A 16,002-nucleotide genomic window follows, 5' to 3' on the forward strand; every position below is an offset into this window, starting at 1 on the left:
TTAAATTTCTGGATACCGGGGACAAGCCCCGGTATGACATCCGATTCTCTTAATCTCCCACTCTAACTTAACACCGCTATTTTCAAATACTTTTTGCCGGACAAAATCACCTAAATCTTCTAAATCCTTAGCGGTAGCATCACCGTTATTTATCATAAAATTACAATGAAGCTCCGACATTGAAGCACCGCCTATTCTATAACCTCTAAGCCCCGCTTTGTCAATAAGTTCCCAAGATTTAAGCCCTTCAGGATTTGCAAAAGTACTACCGCCCGTACGCTCTTTAATAGGCTGCGTAGATGATCTTGCGTTATTTATTTCATTCATCCGTAATAATATATTTTCACTATCGCCTTTATTTATTTTAAAAACAGCTTTGAGAATAATTAAATCCTTCGGTAAATTATTACTGCGATATTTAAAACCGATTTCTTCATTTGTGAATGCTCGAAAATTTCCTGCAAAATCAATCGCTTCAATCTTCACTATAATATCTTTAAATTCAGAGTCGTAAGCACCGGCATTCATAGCAACACCGCCGCCGATAGTCCCTGGAATACCTACTAAAAACTCAAAACCGGAAATAGCATTTACTTGACAGAATTTTGCTAAATTATAATTAAGGCAGCTGCTGCCTACTACTAAATGATTATCATCTATAAACTCAATATTGCTAAAATTCTGACCAAGTTTTATAACGACCCCTTCTATACTGCCGTCTCTTATAATAATATTTGAGCCTGCTCCAAAAGTAGTTATAGGTAATTTTTGCTTATTTTGTATTAAGAAACTTGCTAAATCTTCGCTATCTAAAGGTTTAAAGAAAATTTCGGCATTACCGCCTACTTTGAACCATGTTAAGTGTTTTAAATTATAATCTTTTTTATACTCGCCTTTTACTATCGGTAAAATTAACATATTTAGTCCTGCTATTCGCTTTACTGTTATCTTCACTCTTTTGTCACCCCGTGGCTTGACCCTATGTTGTACGAACGGATGTCATTTCTAGCTAAAAGTGCATGAGTGTCAACTTAAGACTCGATGTCATTCCCGAGAAAGCGGGAATCCAGTACTTTAAAGCTTTTTAAAAGCTTTATTTAGATAAGTAAAATCTTGATCTAAAAGATTTTTTTAAAGCTCGATTTATCTCGCTTTACCCTGGATTCCCGCTTTCTCGGGAATGACATAAGTGCCATGCAACAAGACCGGTCAAGCCACGGTATGACAGCTTAAGGCGCCCGGGATGACAATCTCCCATCTAATTCATTAGCAAAACTTGAAATATTACCTGCTCCCATCATAATTATCATATCACCAGAAGCTGCATTATCTATAATAACCCCAACCGCATCATCTAGCTGTGCTAGAAAATTTGCTTTATCGTGATGCTTATTCTTAGTAATCTTATCAACTAAACTTTGTCCTGTAATTCCTTCTATAGGGTTTTCACCTACAGCATATATATCGGTAATATAGAGTATATCGGCATCAACAAAGCAAAGCATAAAATCATCAAATAAATGCTGCATTCTTGAATATCTGTGAGGTTGAAAAATAGCAATAACTTTACCGTTTTGTTTATTTGCTATATTTTTAGCCGTCGCAAGTGTTGCTTTGATTTCCTCAGGATGATGAGCGTAATCATCGATAATTGAAGCCTTATTATATTCAGCTACTTTAGTAAATCTCCTCTTTACTCCTTTAAAATTATTAAAGCCATTTTTAATAGCTTTAATACCAAAATCTAATTCTATGCCAACGGCAATTGCAGCAAGACTATTTAAAATATTATGTCTTCCGGGCGTTGGAATAGTAATTTTTTCAATAATCGTTGCACCTAGTACATTTGGTAGACTAATTTTTACATCAAAAGTAGAGGAGGCAATATCAGTGTTAATATTAAACGCTATAATATGAGCATCTTCCGAATCGATTCCATAAGTAACAATCTTTCTTTCAGTAATATCGTCTACTAACTTACGAACTATTTTATGATCGATACAACAAACGGCAAAACCGTAAAACGGCAAATTAGTAATAAAGCTTCTAAAAGCACCAATTAATGTTTCAAAATCTTTATAATAATCTAAATGTTCGGGATCAATGTTAGTTATTATCGCAATAGTTGATGGAATATGAATAAACGTCGCATCCGATTCATCGGCCTCCGCAATTAAATAATTACTTGAACCAAGATATGCATTAGTCGATTTATTATTTATGATCCCACCGTTAATAACCGTAGGACATAAACCGGCTGCCTCAAATAAACAAGCAACTAAAGAAGTAGTAGTGGTTTTACCGTGCGATCCCGAAACTGCTACTGAACATTTTAATCTCATAAGTTCAGCAAGCATTTCCGCACGTCTAATAATTGGGATTTTACGCTCTAATGCCTCTTTTATTTCAGGATTATTTGGATTAATTGCCGACGAAATAACAATATACGAAACATTGGTAATGTTCTGCTCAGCGTGTCCTAAAAATATTTTAATGCCGTATGACTCAAGCCTTTTAGTATTATAATTTTCTACTAAATCGGAACCTTGTACTTTATAACCTAGATTATGTAATATCTCGGCAATACCGCTCATTCCAACGCCGCCGATACCTATAAAATGTATAGTTTCTAAGATTTGATTAGTTTTTTTTAATTCAAGTAACAGCATCTAAGTTTAATCATTTAAAGTTGAGTTCTGCATATAGGTTTTTATGTAGGTTGTCAAGCACTATAATTTATGTCATTGCGAACGGGCATTGGCCTTGTTGCATGGCTCGGTTTATGTCATTCCCGAGAAAGCGGGAATCCAGTAAAACATATAAAAAACAAGTTTTTTATATGTTTATTTTATCAAATGATGTAACCTCTGTATCAATATTGAAGTTATTTTTCTGGATTCCCGCTTTCGCGGGAATGACATAGAGCAGATTTCTCGAACCATGCAACAAGACCCTTCGCTCCTCACAATGACGATTTTGGTATCCATGCAATAAAGTCAGCGAGGTCGCAGTATGACAATAATTAAACCTCATCCACCCTATCAAACTTTGCTTCGGAATAAAAATTCCCTTGTAGCCCACCAACTTTTAGATCAATTAAAAATTTAGCTATTTCTCCGTTTTCTACGAATTCAGCTACCGTTTCAATACCTAAATCTTCTGAAATTTTAATTAATCTTTCTACGAAATACCTACTTTGTACGTCACTTGTAATACTACGCACATATTTACCGTCAATTTTAATAATATCAATTGGTAAGCTTTGAAGTTGTTTAAAAGAAGTAAAACCCGAACCAAAATCGTCTAATGCAAATTTACATCCGTACTTACGTAGTTTATTAATAAATAAAGTTATTTTATCGTAATTCTCATTGAAAGAAGTTTCCGTAATTTCAATAATTAAATGATCCCGAACATTATGAGCTTTTAATAAGTTTTCTGCTATTTCCCATAAAGCTTCATCGCTTGTTCCTATATTTGAAATGTTAACGGCTAACATTAAGTTTGGGTTGCGGGCAAGTTCGTTAACAGTCATTTCTAAAACAATTTGATCAATTATAAAAATTAATCCTTTATCTTCAGCAATAGGGATTATAGGACCTACGGAAATATAAACGCCGTTCTCGTCAGGTATACGAAGCAGACATTCATAATAATGAATCTTCATAGTATTGCGATCTATTATAGGCTGATAAGTAAATCGCATAGTCTTTTTTGCTAAGGCTTGTCGTAGTAAGTTAAGCTGAAGATTAGATTTTCTTATATTTTCCAAATCATGTTCTATACTACTATATTCACGGTAATAATAATTATTATTTTGTGAAAGTAACATATTTAATGTTTTTTCAATTTCTTTAGCATTATTACTTACTTTTGGAAATTTAATACTAGCAATATAACAATTCATATAAATTGCCGGCTTCTGTTCATTAATATAAAGCTGCGAAAATAAATATAATTTTCTAGCAAAATTTTTAATTAAGTCAGAATCAGTAGTATTTAGGATAAATAATATTCTATCTTTCTTTATTTTCTTAAACTTTGAAAAAATATTAAGTTCTTTGCTTACATCTTCAATGATTTGATCTAAATCTTCAATTATAAAATGCTTATCCTGCTCTATAAATTCTATTTCATCATAATTAACTAATCTACAAGCAAAACATACGCCTTTTTCCAATTTATCTATCTCATCTTGTAAATCTTTATAATCCGTTATTAATTCCGACATTGCTATTTTTATCATAAAATTATATACTTAACGCGAGTTTCGTATTAAGATGCCTAAATTATGGTTAATGAATATGCTATAATCCTTATCCTTTCAAGGTTTGTAAGAGGTGTGACAAGTTTTACAATTTAATAGTTATAGTCAAAAAAGACAATTTACTAAAAATTTATGCAGTTTTAAGTACATTTTATAACAAAAACAATATTACTAATATCCTCGTAACCCAGTTACTATCAGCTATTCAGTTCCTCTATTAATACGAAACTCGCGTTACTTAAGAATATTAGGACATTTTTACTGTAAATGAAATAAAAATATGAGCCGCATGGAAAGGATACAAGAAAAATTAAGTGTGTTAAAACCACATTTTCAAGAAATAATAGATGAAAGCTATAAACATGCTAGTCATTATGACGGAATTCACAGCCATATAAAAATAAGAATTGCTGCAGAAACATTACAGGGAAAAAGCCTAATTGCCAATCATCGCACTATTAATAACTTACTTGCCGATGAATTTAATAGCGGTCTGCATGCTTTATCTATAGAGGTACTATGAAAACAAATAATATTTTAAAAGTTGCGGTAGGAGCTAGTAGCGTAGCACAAAAAGCCTTAAACAGTATAGCGGATAAAAGCTGTGGTATAATTGAGGATAAAATACTTAAAGGTAATTACGTCACTCGCGAAGAATTTGAAAAATTACAAACTTTAGTAATAAAACTAAAAAAAGAATTAGTAGAGTTAAGGGGTAAATAATTAATCAACTAGTTTCAGGAATTCTCTATTTCTGCTTTTAGCTTTTCTATTTCTTCTGTAGATAATTCAGTAATCCCGTGAATTTCTGCCATAGGTCTTTGTTTGATTAGCATTTTTTTTTGCTATTTTTATACTTTTTACTACTTCTCCCTCAACTTTCCCTTTTTCAAAATTTTCAGATAAAGCTATTTCTTCAGCATCTTCCATTAATTTTGCTCTTATATAGGCGTCATATTCTTCGGGAGTTAGGTTATGCATTTCTATTACATTATACGCATCTAATACTTTCTCGCTCTTTATATTTGCAGGCGGACTAGTTTCGTTTTCTGCACACTTAAATAAATGTAGCCACTCATCTATAGTATTATCAAACTTATCTTCATCAAACTTCTTAAGCTCTATAAATACATAGGAAAAATCAAATAAATATTGCTTATTTGTTTTAGTTTCAAGCATTTTATGAAGACTTATACAAGGTACTTCATCATCAAACATTTTAGTCTTAATAAGTGAAATAACTATTACCGGTAATAAATCTTTATGCTTTATTCCTTGTGTAAGTTGCTGTACGTAAGAATGAGCAGAATAATATTGCACTCTTTTTAAGTAATCGCTTTCATTTCTTTTTTGCATCTCGATTATATACCAGCTACCGGCTTCATCTTTAACCTTTAAATCAAATATGCTTTTTTCCCTTTATCGATAATAGGTGTTTGCTCTACAGGTATAAATTCTATTTCTTTGATTCTAAGCCCCTCAGGTAGTTCAAGAACCGCATTAATAAATTCCTTTAACCTTCCTAAATCACGAAAGATTTTTTTAAATAAACTATCATTGGTAGGATCTAAATATCTTTGCATATTAATTATTACTTTTGGTATTACTCATATTATATAGCTTTTTAAGTAATAAGTAAATAATACTAGAATATGTACTTTTAATAGAATAATTATTGCTATTTTTTAACAAAAATTACGTACTTTGATCTGTTCTAATGGATACGATTGCTGACATGCCGGGAACTAGATTAGCATTTGGGGATTCAAAATCTATTAAAACAGGTACACTTTGTACGATTTTAGTAAAATTACCGGTAGCATTATCGGACGGGATTAAACTAAATTTAGAACCGGTAGCAGGAGCGATATTACGAATCTTCCCGTAAATTACCTTTTTAGGCAAAGCATCAAATTCAATTTTGACTTTCATGCCGGACTTAAATTTCTTAATTTGTGTTTCTTTAAAATTAGCCTGAATATACATAGTATTATCTTGAACTATAGAAAACAATGCCCTACCCGATACTATGTAATTTCCGACTTCTAAACTACTATTACCGAATATACCGGGTACCATAGCAATAAGTTTAGTATTTTGTAAGCTCCTTAAGGTTACTTTTTTATTTTCTGTTAGCTCTTTAAGTGTTTCCTGTTCTGCTGCTTTTTCAAGCTCAAGAAGCTGTAAATTTTGCTTAGATATATCTAAATCTAACTGTGCTTGTTTATAATCCGTTTTGGCTTTTTGATATGCGTTTTTAGAATCATCTAGCGTTTTAGAGCTAGCAAATTTTGCCTTATTTAATTCCTGCACTCTACTAAAATCTGTTGAAACAATATCAAAGCTTATTTTAGTAAGCTTTGATTTTTCAGCTGCTTGCTCTAGGCTAATCTGCCCTATTGAGATTTTTTGCTCTATAATTTCTATATTTTTTGTGCAAGCTTCAATAGATGCTTCAAGTGCTGCAAGCTTTGCCTTATAATCTCTATCGTCAATTTCACCTATCAGATCGCCTTTATTAACTTTAGTATTATCGGTAACAAATAACTTTGTTAAAACACCGCTAACTTCAGCACTAACATTTGAAATATCTGCATCTATGTAAGCATTATCCGTGGATTGTGTATTTGCCCAAACATAAATTCTATATCACCAAATAAATAAATATTATTAAGGCTATAATAATTACATATTTAGTAAATGGATGATGTTTATATTTGTCGATAGCTTGTTGTAATACACTCGGCATAATTAACTTTACCAATATCCTCTATGTTTAAAAAAATAACAAATTGGTATAGAAAGAATATATATAACTGCAATTAACGGCAGTGAATACCATGGATATATGATAAGATTTATAATAACAATAGCAACTAAAATCATTGCAAGCGATAAATATTCAGGTTTAATACTTAAATTTTTTGTTGAGATTGTAGGAAGCCTACTAGCAAGTAGAAAAGCTATAATAGCTAAATATATATTAATTGTTATAGTGTGAGTACGTGTATTGATATTTAATAACGTACCGATTTCAAAATCTATCATTACAGGCGTTAAAGCAAGTAAAGCACCACATGGAGCAGGTACACCGGTAAAAAAATATTCAGTTTTTTTATCTTGTTTCGGTTGATAAATACCAACATTAAAGCGAGCTAAACGTAGTGCCATACACACTATAAATAATAGCATTACTGCTGATGAAAATACCTTATATTCATATTGTTGAAAAGACCATAAATATATTAAATAAGCAGGAGCTATACCAAAATTAGCAAAATCGCATAATGAATCAAGCTCTGCCCCAAATGGGCTAGCTGCATTTAGCATCCTTGCTATTCTACCGTCGATACCGTCAATAATTGCCGCTACTATAATGCAATATACCGCAAGTTCCCATCTGCTATCCAAAGCAAATTTTATAGAACTCATACCAGTTACTAAACCAAGCAACGTAATAAAGTTGGGAATTAATTTTATTAGAGGTACAGGCTTAGTTATTATAGATTTACGAATTTTTAACAATTTTTATACTCAAAATGTATTTATAACGTCATTGTGAGGAAAAACTGTAAGTTTTGACGAAGCAACCTCAGGAGTTTGTTATTATTTCATGAGATTGCCACGCAGCCTACGGCTGCTCGCAATGATGGGGTTTTAAAGTTATGAGACTACTTCCTCTCAAACTTAAATTCTGCTGTCTTTTTACGTCCAAAATCAGCAATGATAGTTTCACCGCCTATAGAGGTCTGCCCTTTACTCACTAATAAAGCTGTTTTCAACGGTAGATAAACATCTACTCTGCTACCGAAACGAATTATACCGTATCGCTCGCCCGTTTTAACTTCATTACCCTCTTCTAAATCACAAACTATACGCCTTGCTATAAGTCCGGCTATTTGAACAAAAACAATTTTCTGCCCTTGATCAGTTTCCATTAATACTGATTGACGCTCATTATAAATACTAGCTTTATCGAGTGAAGCATTAAAAAATTTTCCCGGATTATAATGAAGTGCTAAAATTTTTCCGTTTGCTGGGATTCTATTAACATGGACATTAAAAATATTTAGAAAAATACTAACTCTAATCATTTCCACATCACCAAGCCCTAATTCCGGAGGCGGCAATACTTCCTTAATTTCTTGAATTATTCCATCTGCAGGACTTATTACCAGATCATCACTTATAGGTACAAAGCGATCAGGATTACGGAAAAAATAAATACACCAAGCAGTAGCAATAAATCCAATACAGCCAAGTTTTTCATTAAATGATGCTAATAAAAAACTTACTAATGCAAAGCTAGCAATAAATATATATCCTTCGCGGTGAATAATTTTAAATAAATCATTATATTGTTTCATTTTAATCTCTATGAATCTCCTTATTATTTTTAACTATGCCTGCTCTGCCTCTCATCTTCTTCTTGAGGGGTAGCTTAGGCTTCTTGAGCAGAACCAAGAGCATATACGCATAAATCCGGAAGTGGAACACCGTTTTTTTTGGCAAGATCATTTAGCTGTGATATTGCTTTCATAACCTCATCAGGAATAGTACCGCCTCTTTCGTCAGATAACCATTTTGCTTGAAATTGTAGCGGATGATGCCCTTCTTGAGGCGTACCTATATAAAACTTAAACTTGGCTCTTTGTCCACCAAAATCGCAGTCAAATTCAAACTCTTTATAATGTGTCATAACTTTATGAATTAATAATTATATTAATATTATTATATTCTAACAATAAAAATGCAAATCTAAAATAATTTCTTGTCTAATATTTTTTAAGTTTCTTAGCAATATAACGATTTGAATATATAAATTTATCGCTAGAATCTATAATTATCCCGCCTGCTTCCTTAATAAGAAGCTCAAATGCATAATATAATGTAAAATTTAATAATGATAAACATATTAAATCCGCTTTACCTGAAGCTACAAGCGTAGCCCCGTAGCAAGGAGAGCCAAAAGATCTAATATTATTTATACTCGATGAACTTGAAAAATTGGCTACGTCATCTTTGTAAGTCCTCGAATGCTCACGTACTTCTGTACGCTCCGCTCCTCGGCTTACAGATTCCTTGCTCTTTTCCAAGTTGATCTTCGTATACTCACTCTTCATTTTACAGGAGTATATTGCCTCCAAATCATTATGATTTATATCTTCAATAATTGCTAAACAGTTCTTTAAATCTGCATTATCGGAAACTCTAAGTCTTAATCCTTGATAATTAGAGTTTAAATTATTTTTTTCTATCCAAGCTCCTTTACCTTTTTCAGCATAATAAATTTCATTAAGAGCAGGGAAATATATTACTGTAGAAGTAGGAGTTAAAACTTCTTGATTCCTTTTTAAATAAGTTACGGATATCGTAAAAAAAGGTATGCTTCTAGCGAAATTATTTGGGCTATCTATAGGATTAATTAAAAAGACACTCTCATAATTATTATTTAAATCGAATTGATCCTCTGGAAAAAATAAATATTGTGTATGTTTTTGTAATTCTTCACATAATAAAGTTTTTAATCTTAAATAAGATCGCTTACAAAATTCTTCGTTTCTTACAGAATTTTTTTGCAACATTTCGAGTTCTAAAAAATCTCTATGCAAAAACTTAACTGCTTTACGCAGGGCATTAATTAATAAATTAGTTATAAGTTGCATAATGGAAATTTATTTAGCTCGCTCGACATATGTTATATCATCGGTTTTAACAACAATTTTTTCTCCTATTTCTAAATATTGCGGGACCTTAACTTTAATACCGTTTTCTAAAATTGCCGGTTTATAAGAAGCGGTAGCGGTTGCTCCTTTTATTACCGGATCAGTTTCACTAATTTCAAGTATAACAGTTGGAGGAAGCTCAATATTTAAAGGCTTTTCATTATAAAATTCGACTTTAACAATCATATTTTCAGTTAAGAAAGGTAATTTTTCTTCTAAAATTTCCTTTGGAACATTTATTTGATCAAAATGTTTGGTATCCATCAATACCAAATCATCACCTTCAAAATATAAAAATTGATAATCTTTTTGTTCAAGTTCGGCTTTTTCTAAATAATTGGAAGAACTGAATCTTTCGTTACGCTTTGTCCCTGTTTTTAAATTTTTCATCTCAACTTGTACATAAGCTCCACCTTTCCCTGGTTGAGTATGTTCCGGTATTTTGCTTACAACCCATAAATCATTATTATAAACTAATATATTACCTGTTCTAATTGAATTTGCTGAAATTTTCATATATTATACATTTAAGACTTAAAATTAAAGTATAAATATACAAATTATTTCCTTTAAAAACAAGAATTTAATCTTATGACCACAATATTAGTAGTAGATGATATAGAAACCAATATTAAGTTACTGACAGCCAAACTTTTAAAAGAGTATTATACGGTTCTTACTGCAAATAGCGGCAAAGAAGCATTAGCAATTCTTAAAAAGGAAAAAATTGATATTATACTACTTGATGTTATGATGCCGGAAATGGATGGATTTGAGGTATGTAAAACGATAAAAACCGATCCGGAAACTACTCATATACCGGTTGTAATGGTAACTGCACTTTCTGATATTGATGATCGAGTTAAAGGTCTTGAGGCAGGAGCTGATGAGTTTTTAACAAAGCCGATTAACGATACCGCTCTATTTGTAAGACTTAAATCGCTATCTAGAATGAAAAGCTTAATTAATGAGTTAAAGCTTCGTAATAACACTAATGCATTATTAGGCGTAACAAATATCGAAATGCATGACATTTTTGCAGATAAAAAAATATTACTAATTAATGATGATGTGGTACAAGCTAAAAATATAAAACAAATGTTACTTAAAATTACCCAAAACGTAAAGGTAATAAGTAATTCCGATGAATTAGATATTATAAATGAATATACCCCCGATTTAGTAATTATTAGTAGTATGCTCGAAAATGACGATCCTTTGAGGATCAGTGTTATTTTAAGAGGTAAAGCAGAAATAAGCGGCGTGGTAATAATTTCACAAATTGATGAAGACGGTATGCCTTTGGTTGTGAAAGGTATTGAACTCGGTATTAATGATTATTTCGTTTATCCTATAGAGGAAAGCGAGTTGCTTGCTAGAATTAGAACACAATTAAGGCGTAAGCAATATCAAGATAATTTACGTAATGATCTTGAACAAAGTGTTAATTTAGCAGCTAAAGACGGTCTAACCGGCTTATTTAATCGTCGCTATTTCGATATACATCTCAAACAAATGATTGAGAAAGCTAATAAAGAAAGTATTAAATTATATTTACTTATGTGCGATATCGACAATTTTAAACATGTAAACGATACTTACGGTCATCAAGCAGGCGATAAGGTTTTAACAATTGTATCCCGTATTTTGAAGAATACTCTCAGAATAACAGACTTAATAGCAAGATTCGGCGGTGAAGAATTTATTATACTCTTAACTGATATAGATATTTCTAAAGCAATTGAAACTGCGGAGAGAGTAAGAGTTAAAATAGAATGTATGGATTTTCATATTGAAGATCAAATTGAACCTTTAAAAAAAACTATTTCAATCGGAGTTACGGAATATAAAAAAGAAGAATCAATAGAATCTTTCATTGAACGTGCTGACAAAGCTATGTATGAAGCTAAAACAACGGGTAAAAATAAAGTAGTAAAATTATAATTGATTTTTTAAAGTAAAAAAATAATGAGAAATTCTTCCAAAAAACATCTTGATTTACCATATAGACCAGGGGTCGGCATGATGATATTAAATGCTGATAACCATATATTCGTCGGTAAAAGAATAGATACAAAAATATCTGCATGGCAAATGCCGCAAGGTGGGATAGTTCCCGGCGAAACACCAAGTATTGCAGCAATGCGTGAGATGTTAGAAGAAATAGGAAGCGATAAAGGATATATTATTGCCGAAAGCAAATGCTGGTATAGTTATGATGTACCAAGCTTTTTAATACCTAAATTGTGGAACGGTAATTTTCGTGGACAAAAACAACGCTGGTTTTTAATTAGGTTTACCGGAAATAACGAAGATATTAATATAAATACCTCTAATCCGGAATTTGACCAATGGCGCTGGGCATCACTTGACGAGCTATTATCTATTATAATTCCTTTCAAACGGAAACTTTATCAAGCCGTCGTAAAAGAATTTGAATCATTAATTCAGTAAAAATTTATATATATAGTACTTGTAGCAGCACTATTTACCTCTCTATCACCTTCAATTAATTCATTTATAGCACTAAATAATGAAGTATCCGTATCATTTGCCTAAAGTAAATAGCACACTCATTTGTTCCTCTAGACAATAAACTAATATCTTTATCGCAACTAGATTCAATCATATAATATGTACTATCATTCTTTATTAAGTTATAATTATTATCACCGATTATATGTGCAGTAAATGCATTTGCTAGATTAGATATAGTTATATTAGCAATAAAATCTTTTACTTCTCTTATATGAAATAAATTTATAATAAAATTACTTAGGCAGTGATTTGTTGTTGTTTCAGTTTCCCAATTAACCGTATCAATTTGAGCTCCCGGCATTAAAAACCATGAATTTATATCTTCAAATGCAAATTTGAGCTCTCTAACCAATCCACATAAAATATATTTTTTATCAGCAATATGTACAAAGGTATGAATGCTCATCTAAAAAATATGTAGAGGTATTAGAAAAAGGTTTTAAATGTACAGAATATACCTTATTTCTATCAAGGCTTTGATCATAACTATTTTCACTAGAATCAGCTGGTATTAAATTTGGTAATAAAATAAGTCTATAAAAATAACCAATTAAATTAACTATATTTGGTAAAAATTTAATATGATAATTTGGCATAACGTTACTTTATGTTTATTATAAACATGTCTTATTATTAAATATTATTAAGATTATTGTTATAATTCAATTAATTTAATAAGAAACCATCGTTTAGCTGTTGATACTTATGTGATTTTTGCTATTATTCTTTTCACTTAAGTAATTAATTATTACAACCTAAAAATAATTAGATTTTACTTTCTATCTTTGCAACCAATATAAAGTAGTTTTCCATAAGACCGTCGATTTTATGAGTCCATATTTCCACACTACATGCTCCCCAAGATATAGTTAAATCGGGATGATGTGCTTCTGCTCTGCAATTTCAGTTATCTTATTTGCAAATTCCTTTGACATGCTTTAAAATTATGTTTTTGCATCTTAGAACGTAAATAATTACGTTTTACTAAATATTGCTTATCAATTAATTTACTATCATGATGTGAAGCTTCATCAAATAAGTCAAACGAAGTATACATGTCTACCGTATTGTCATCTAAATAGGATATAACACGCTCGTCTTTCAATTTTCTCTTAATGACTTCAGGATTATTATTAACTTCCTTCTGAAGCTTTATTATTGATAAATCTACAGTACTACCCCTACTATGACTGGATCTTTCAGCTATATAACCTAGTGTAAAACATTTAGACTTATCTATTTTACCAACAAAATTTTCATCTGAATAATAACGCATATTTTGAATAATTGTAGGGTCGATATCTTTCAGATACACGAACCCTTTAGGTAAGGATTTAGCATATATTGGAAGAAAGCTCATAAATACGCGAGTTTCGTATTAATAGAGGAACTGAATAGCTGATAGTAACTGGGTTACGAGGATATTAGTAATATTGTTTTTGTTATAAAATGTACTTAAAACTGCATAAATTTTTAGTAAATTGTCTTTTTTGACTATAACTATTAAATTGTAAAACTTGTCACACCTCTTACAAACCTTGAAAGGATAAGCATTATAGCATATTCATTAACCATAATTTAGGCATCTTAATACGAAACTCGCGTCACAAATATAAGAATTAAACTTGTTAAAATCAATTTCATAAAATGCTAGGCTTTGCAAAGGTTTCTAATTGATTAGTTATTTTGAGATATTTTTTAGTGCAAATCAAATCTTTTTAGAGATCTTCACAGAACCTAATATAAAATAGACTTCTTTATAACATAGGTTATGCAAGAAGTCTAATATTTATTATATATTTATCTTATACAAAATTTTACTTACTACATGACAATTTTTAGAGATGTAAGGACTAAAGGATTGAATTTTGCTGATAATTCATGATGATAACGGGGAAAGAACTTGGTTTACATATGAAAGATCATTCCGCCCCTCTAGTCGAATTATTACAAAAACATATTTCGCTTAATTTATCAAGAGCAAAATGTTTAGGATTATTTATCATTTCAATGCTTAACAGCAGGACAGTAAACATGTCATTGTTATGCAATAGAATGCCGTCTGGGATTAAAGCAGCTTCATGGTATAGAAGGATGCAAAGATTTATCTCTGAAATCTCAATATCATGGAGAGTATTACCTGTTATGTTAGTCATGATGACTGGGTTTGAGCAGGAGCAAAAATGGGTATTGTGTTTAGATAGAACGAATTGGAAATTTGCTTACTACATGACAATTTTTCATTTTATCATCTTTGGATATTGGAATATCAAGGACAACAGCTGTATCCAACGTACTAATTGAGTAGAAATATTATACAAGATATTAACCAATGTATCTAATCCAACACGAAATATACTATTTTGCCTATAACCATGTTTTTTAATAACTATTGGTTTATCTAAAACTATAATCTCTCCAGTTTGATAAGCTAGGCAAAATGCAATAGACAATATTTGCATCAATGTATCTAATCGTAAATCATTAGTAATATGAGTTGCTTCACAGTTGAATCCTGCTGATTTAAAAGCTTTGAACATTGTTTCAATTTGCCATCTTTGAGCATATATCTCAGCAGGATTTTTGATCTCATCACTATGTATTAAGACTGCAAGTTCACTCTTCTTATTTCTGATCCCTACTACATTAAATATTTCACCTTTTGTACCAATTCTACGTTGTGACAAACTCACATGCGATCCTATGGCTAGAGGGCGAAATAACTCTTGTATTTTAACCATTTTTCCCCTTGCATTACTGATATATTGTCTATTTTCTCTAACTCGAAAAACGTATCTTATTTGATTTGTTCTAAGCCAAGAGAGCCATTCCTTACCTATAAATTCTCTATCAGCGGTTAATGCTTCAATGCGGTTTTTGTCAAAAACTTCTAAAAAACACTCCATCAGATCAATACGCTCAATATAATCAGAGTTACCACACTTTTTATCACTTAGAAAATTCCAAAAAGGGGGATCGCTATACCATGAAAACTGACAGCTAAATATAAAATATTTATATGTCGTTTACCAAATTTCCAATTCGTTCTATCTAAACACAATACCCATTTTTGCTCCTGCTCAAACCCAGTCATCATGACTAACATAACAGGTAATACTCTCCATGATATTGAGATTTCAGAGATAAATCTTTGCATCCTTCTATACCATGAAGCTGCTTTAATCCCAGACGGCATTCTATTGCATAACAATGACATGTTTACTGTCCTGCTGTTAAGCATTGAAATGATAAATAATCCTAAACATTTTGCTCTTGATAAATTAAGCGAAATATGTTTTTGTAATAATTCGACTAGAGGGGCGGAATGATCTTTCATATGTAAACCAAGTTCTTTCCCCGTTATCATCATGAATTATCAGCAAAATTCAATCCTTTAGTCCTTACATCTCTAAAAATTGTCATGTAGTAAGAAAATTTTATTAAAAACTATAGAACTGTTAACAAAATAAT

General features: G+C 31.2%; 19 protein-coding genes and 4 pseudogenes. 5 read left to right on the top strand and 18 right to left on the bottom strand.

Going from position 1 to position 16,002, the window contains the following annotated elements; translation table 11 throughout:
- From murB to REIS_RS05755, 3 genes are all read right to left on the bottom strand, one after another.
- Window positions 1–918, bottom strand: a complete 918-nt coding sequence (gene murB / locus REIS_RS05745) for a UDP-N-acetylmuramate dehydrogenase (RefSeq protein WP_008580307.1) — start codon at window positions 916–918, stop codon at window positions 1–3.
- 311 nt (window positions 919–1,229) lie between these two features.
- Window positions 1,230–2,669, bottom strand: coding sequence for a UDP-N-acetylmuramate--L-alanine ligase (gene murC, locus REIS_RS05750; protein ID WP_008580308.1), 1,440 nt, complete (start codon window positions 2,667–2,669; stop codon window positions 1,230–1,232).
- A gap of 353 nt (window positions 2,670–3,022) precedes the next feature.
- The gene (locus REIS_RS05755) at window positions 3,023–4,246 is read right to left on the bottom strand and encodes an EAL domain-containing protein (protein ID WP_008580309.1); all 1,224 of its coding nucleotides are present in this window, start codon (window positions 4,244–4,246) and stop codon (window positions 3,023–3,025) included.
- A 301-nt stretch (window positions 4,247–4,547) separates the two neighbouring features.
- On the opposite strand from REIS_RS05755, the gene REIS_RS05760 reads away from it, so the two are divergent.
- Both REIS_RS05760 and REIS_RS05765 read left to right on the top strand, forming a co-directional pair.
- A complete protein-coding gene (locus REIS_RS05760) occupies window positions 4,548–4,790 on the top strand; it encodes a BolA family protein (RefSeq protein ID WP_008580310.1) in 243 nt (80 codons plus the stop codon).
- A complete protein-coding gene (locus tag REIS_RS05765; RefSeq protein ID WP_008580311.1) occupies window positions 4,787–4,990 on the top strand; it encodes a hypothetical protein in 204 nt (67 codons plus the stop codon). Before REIS_RS05760 ends, REIS_RS05765 begins: the two co-directional genes overlap by 4 nt.
- Before the next feature lie 66 nt (window positions 4,991–5,056).
- On the opposite strand, the gene REIS_RS05770 is transcribed toward REIS_RS05765, so the two are convergent.
- From REIS_RS05770 to efp, 8 genes and pseudogenes are all read right to left on the bottom strand, one after another.
- Window positions 5,057–5,623: a PD-(D/E)XK nuclease family transposase gene (locus REIS_RS05770; RefSeq protein WP_050755370.1), complete on the bottom strand. Its 567-nt coding sequence runs from the start codon at window positions 5,621–5,623 to the stop codon at window positions 5,057–5,059.
- A 38-nt stretch (window positions 5,624–5,661) separates the two neighbouring features.
- A complete protein-coding gene (locus REIS_RS15080) occupies window positions 5,662–5,850 on the bottom strand; it encodes a hypothetical protein (RefSeq protein ID WP_008580313.1) in 189 nt (62 codons plus the stop codon).
- Between the two features lie 112 nt (window positions 5,851–5,962).
- Window positions 5,963–7,016 (bottom strand): annotated as a pseudogene (locus REIS_RS05780) (HlyD family secretion protein).
- 8 nt (window positions 7,017–7,024) lie between these two features.
- Window positions 7,025–7,792 (bottom strand): CDP-alcohol phosphatidyltransferase family protein, encoded by a 768-nt coding sequence (locus tag REIS_RS05785; RefSeq protein WP_008580317.1) that lies wholly within the window; start codon window positions 7,790–7,792, stop codon window positions 7,025–7,027.
- A gap of 146 nt (window positions 7,793–7,938) precedes the next feature.
- Window positions 7,939–8,634 carry a phosphatidylserine decarboxylase gene (locus REIS_RS05790; protein WP_008580318.1) on the bottom strand — a complete coding sequence of 232 codons (696 nt, stop codon included), beginning with the start codon at window positions 8,632–8,634 and terminating at the stop codon, window positions 7,939–7,941.
- A 74-nt stretch (window positions 8,635–8,708) separates the two neighbouring features.
- A complete protein-coding gene (locus REIS_RS05795) occupies window positions 8,709–8,966 on the bottom strand; it encodes a DUF2610 domain-containing protein (RefSeq protein ID WP_008580319.1) in 258 nt (85 codons plus the stop codon).
- 76 nt (window positions 8,967–9,042) lie between these two features.
- Window positions 9,043–9,933: an inositol monophosphatase family protein gene (locus REIS_RS12830; protein ID WP_008580320.1), complete on the bottom strand. Its 891-nt coding sequence runs from the start codon at window positions 9,931–9,933 to the stop codon at window positions 9,043–9,045.
- A gap of 9 nt (window positions 9,934–9,942) precedes the next feature.
- Window positions 9,943–10,509, bottom strand: coding sequence for an elongation factor P (efp, locus tag REIS_RS05805; RefSeq protein ID WP_008580321.1), 567 nt, complete (start codon window positions 10,507–10,509; stop codon window positions 9,943–9,945).
- A 75-nt stretch (window positions 10,510–10,584) separates the two neighbouring features.
- Between efp and REIS_RS05810 the strand changes: the two genes are divergently transcribed.
- Together REIS_RS05810 and REIS_RS05815 are read left to right on the top strand one after the other, a co-directional pair.
- Window positions 10,585–11,937, top strand: coding sequence for a PleD family two-component system response regulator (locus REIS_RS05810; RefSeq protein ID WP_008580322.1), 1,353 nt, complete (start codon window positions 10,585–10,587; stop codon window positions 11,935–11,937).
- A gap of 24 nt (window positions 11,938–11,961) precedes the next feature.
- The gene (locus REIS_RS05815; RefSeq protein ID WP_008580323.1) at window positions 11,962–12,447 is read left to right on the top strand and encodes an RNA pyrophosphohydrolase; all 486 of its coding nucleotides are present in this window, start codon (window positions 11,962–11,964) and stop codon (window positions 12,445–12,447) included.
- 64 nt (window positions 12,448–12,511) lie between these two features.
- Here the strand turns inward: REIS_RS05815 and REIS_RS05820 are convergent, their stop codons facing one another.
- The 5 genes and pseudogenes from REIS_RS05820 to REIS_RS17315 form a co-directional block, all read right to left on the bottom strand.
- Complete coding sequence (locus REIS_RS05820) at window positions 12,512–12,832, bottom strand: hypothetical protein (RefSeq protein ID WP_156147485.1); 321 nt, start codon at window positions 12,830–12,832, stop codon at window positions 12,512–12,514.
- Between the two features lie 9 nt (window positions 12,833–12,841).
- Window positions 12,842–13,127 (bottom strand): annotated as a pseudogene (locus REIS_RS05825) (hypothetical protein); the annotation flags it as partial.
- Between the two features lie 169 nt (window positions 13,128–13,296).
- Window positions 13,297–13,457 (bottom strand): annotated as a pseudogene (locus REIS_RS12835) (4a-hydroxytetrahydrobiopterin dehydratase); the annotation flags it as partial.
- Window positions 13,439–13,588, bottom strand: coding sequence for a hypothetical protein (locus tag REIS_RS05830; RefSeq protein ID WP_037213815.1), 150 nt, complete (start codon window positions 13,586–13,588; stop codon window positions 13,439–13,441). The pseudogene REIS_RS12835 and the gene REIS_RS05830, both read right to left, overlap by 19 nt.
- A gap of 183 nt (window positions 13,589–13,771) precedes the next feature.
- Window positions 13,772–13,891: pseudogene (locus REIS_RS17315) on the bottom strand (D-alanyl-D-alanine dipeptidase); the annotation flags it as partial.
- Between the two features lie 521 nt (window positions 13,892–14,412).
- On the opposite strand from REIS_RS17315, the gene REIS_RS05840 reads away from it, so the two are divergent.
- The gene (locus REIS_RS05840; protein WP_008579489.1) at window positions 14,413–14,835 is read left to right on the top strand and encodes a hypothetical protein; all 423 of its coding nucleotides are present in this window, start codon (window positions 14,413–14,415) and stop codon (window positions 14,833–14,835) included.
- Here the strand turns inward: REIS_RS05840 and REIS_RS12840 are convergent.
- Window positions 14,772–15,539 (bottom strand): IS4 family transposase, encoded by a 768-nt coding sequence (locus REIS_RS12840; protein ID WP_338109792.1) that lies wholly within the window; start codon window positions 15,537–15,539, stop codon window positions 14,772–14,774. The genes REIS_RS05840 and REIS_RS12840 overlap by 64 nt on opposite strands.
- On the bottom strand, window positions 15,485–15,901 hold the full coding sequence (locus REIS_RS12845; protein WP_008579269.1) for a hypothetical protein: 417 nt from the start codon (window positions 15,899–15,901) through the stop codon (window positions 15,485–15,487). The genes REIS_RS12840 and REIS_RS12845 overlap by 55 nt, the downstream gene beginning before the upstream one ends.
- Window positions 15,902–16,002: the final 101 nt, after the last annotated feature.

The organism is Rickettsia endosymbiont of Ixodes scapularis (genome assembly GCF_000160735.1).
In the GTDB taxonomy this organism is placed as follows: Bacteria; Pseudomonadota; Alphaproteobacteria; order Rickettsiales; family Rickettsiaceae; genus Rickettsia; species Rickettsia tamurae.

What these genes read in the sequence shown, in the direction of transcription:
- murB (WP_008580307.1), bottom strand. Translation starts at nt 918, where the DNA reads ATGTTAATTTTACCGATAGTAAAAGGCGAGTATAAAAAAGATTATAAT.
- murC (WP_008580308.1), bottom strand. Translation starts at nt 2,669, where the DNA reads ATGCTGTTACTTGAATTAAAAAAAACTAATCAAATCTTAGAAACTATA.
- REIS_RS05755 (WP_008580309.1), bottom strand. Translation starts at nt 4,246, where the DNA reads ATGATAAAAATAGCAATGTCGGAATTAATAACGGATTATAAAGATTTA.
- REIS_RS05760 (WP_008580310.1), top strand. Translation starts at nt 4,548, where the DNA reads ATGAGCCGCATGGAAAGGATACAAGAAAAATTAAGTGTGTTAAAACCA.
- REIS_RS05765 (WP_008580311.1), top strand. Translation starts at nt 4,787, where the DNA reads ATGAAAACAAATAATATTTTAAAAGTTGCGGTAGGAGCTAGTAGCGTA.
- REIS_RS05770 (WP_050755370.1), bottom strand. Translation starts at nt 5,623, where the DNA reads ATGCAAAAAAGAAATGAAAGCGATTACTTAAAAAGAGTGCAATATTAT.
- REIS_RS15080 (WP_008580313.1), bottom strand. Translation starts at nt 5,850, where the DNA reads ATGCAAAGATATTTAGATCCTACCAATGATAGTTTATTTAAAAAAATC.
- REIS_RS05790 (WP_008580318.1), bottom strand. Translation starts at nt 8,634, where the DNA reads ATGAAACAATATAATGATTTATTTAAAATTATTCACCGCGAAGGATAT.
- REIS_RS05795 (WP_008580319.1), bottom strand. Translation starts at nt 8,966, where the DNA reads ATGACACATTATAAAGAGTTTGAATTTGACTGCGATTTTGGTGGACAA.
- REIS_RS12830 (WP_008580320.1), bottom strand. Translation starts at nt 9,933, where the DNA reads ATGCAACTTATAACTAATTTATTAATTAATGCCCTGCGTAAAGCAGTT.
- efp (WP_008580321.1), bottom strand. Translation starts at nt 10,509, where the DNA reads ATGAAAATTTCAGCAAATTCAATTAGAACAGGTAATATATTAGTTTAT.
- REIS_RS05810 (WP_008580322.1), top strand. Translation starts at nt 10,585, where the DNA reads ATGACCACAATATTAGTAGTAGATGATATAGAAACCAATATTAAGTTA.
- REIS_RS05815 (WP_008580323.1), top strand. Translation starts at nt 11,962, where the DNA reads ATGAGAAATTCTTCCAAAAAACATCTTGATTTACCATATAGACCAGGG.
- REIS_RS05820 (WP_156147485.1), bottom strand. Translation starts at nt 12,832, where the DNA reads ATGCCGGGAGCTCAAATTGATACGGTTAATTGGGAAACTGAAACAACA.
- REIS_RS05830 (WP_037213815.1), bottom strand. Translation starts at nt 13,588, where the DNA reads ATGTATACTTCGTTTGACTTATTTGATGAAGCTTCACATCATGATAGT.
- REIS_RS05840 (WP_008579489.1), top strand. Translation starts at nt 14,413, where the DNA reads ATGATGATAACGGGGAAAGAACTTGGTTTACATATGAAAGATCATTCC.
- REIS_RS12845 (WP_008579269.1), bottom strand. Translation starts at nt 15,901, where the DNA reads ATGATGATAACGGGGAAAGAACTTGGTTTACATATGAAAGATCATTCC.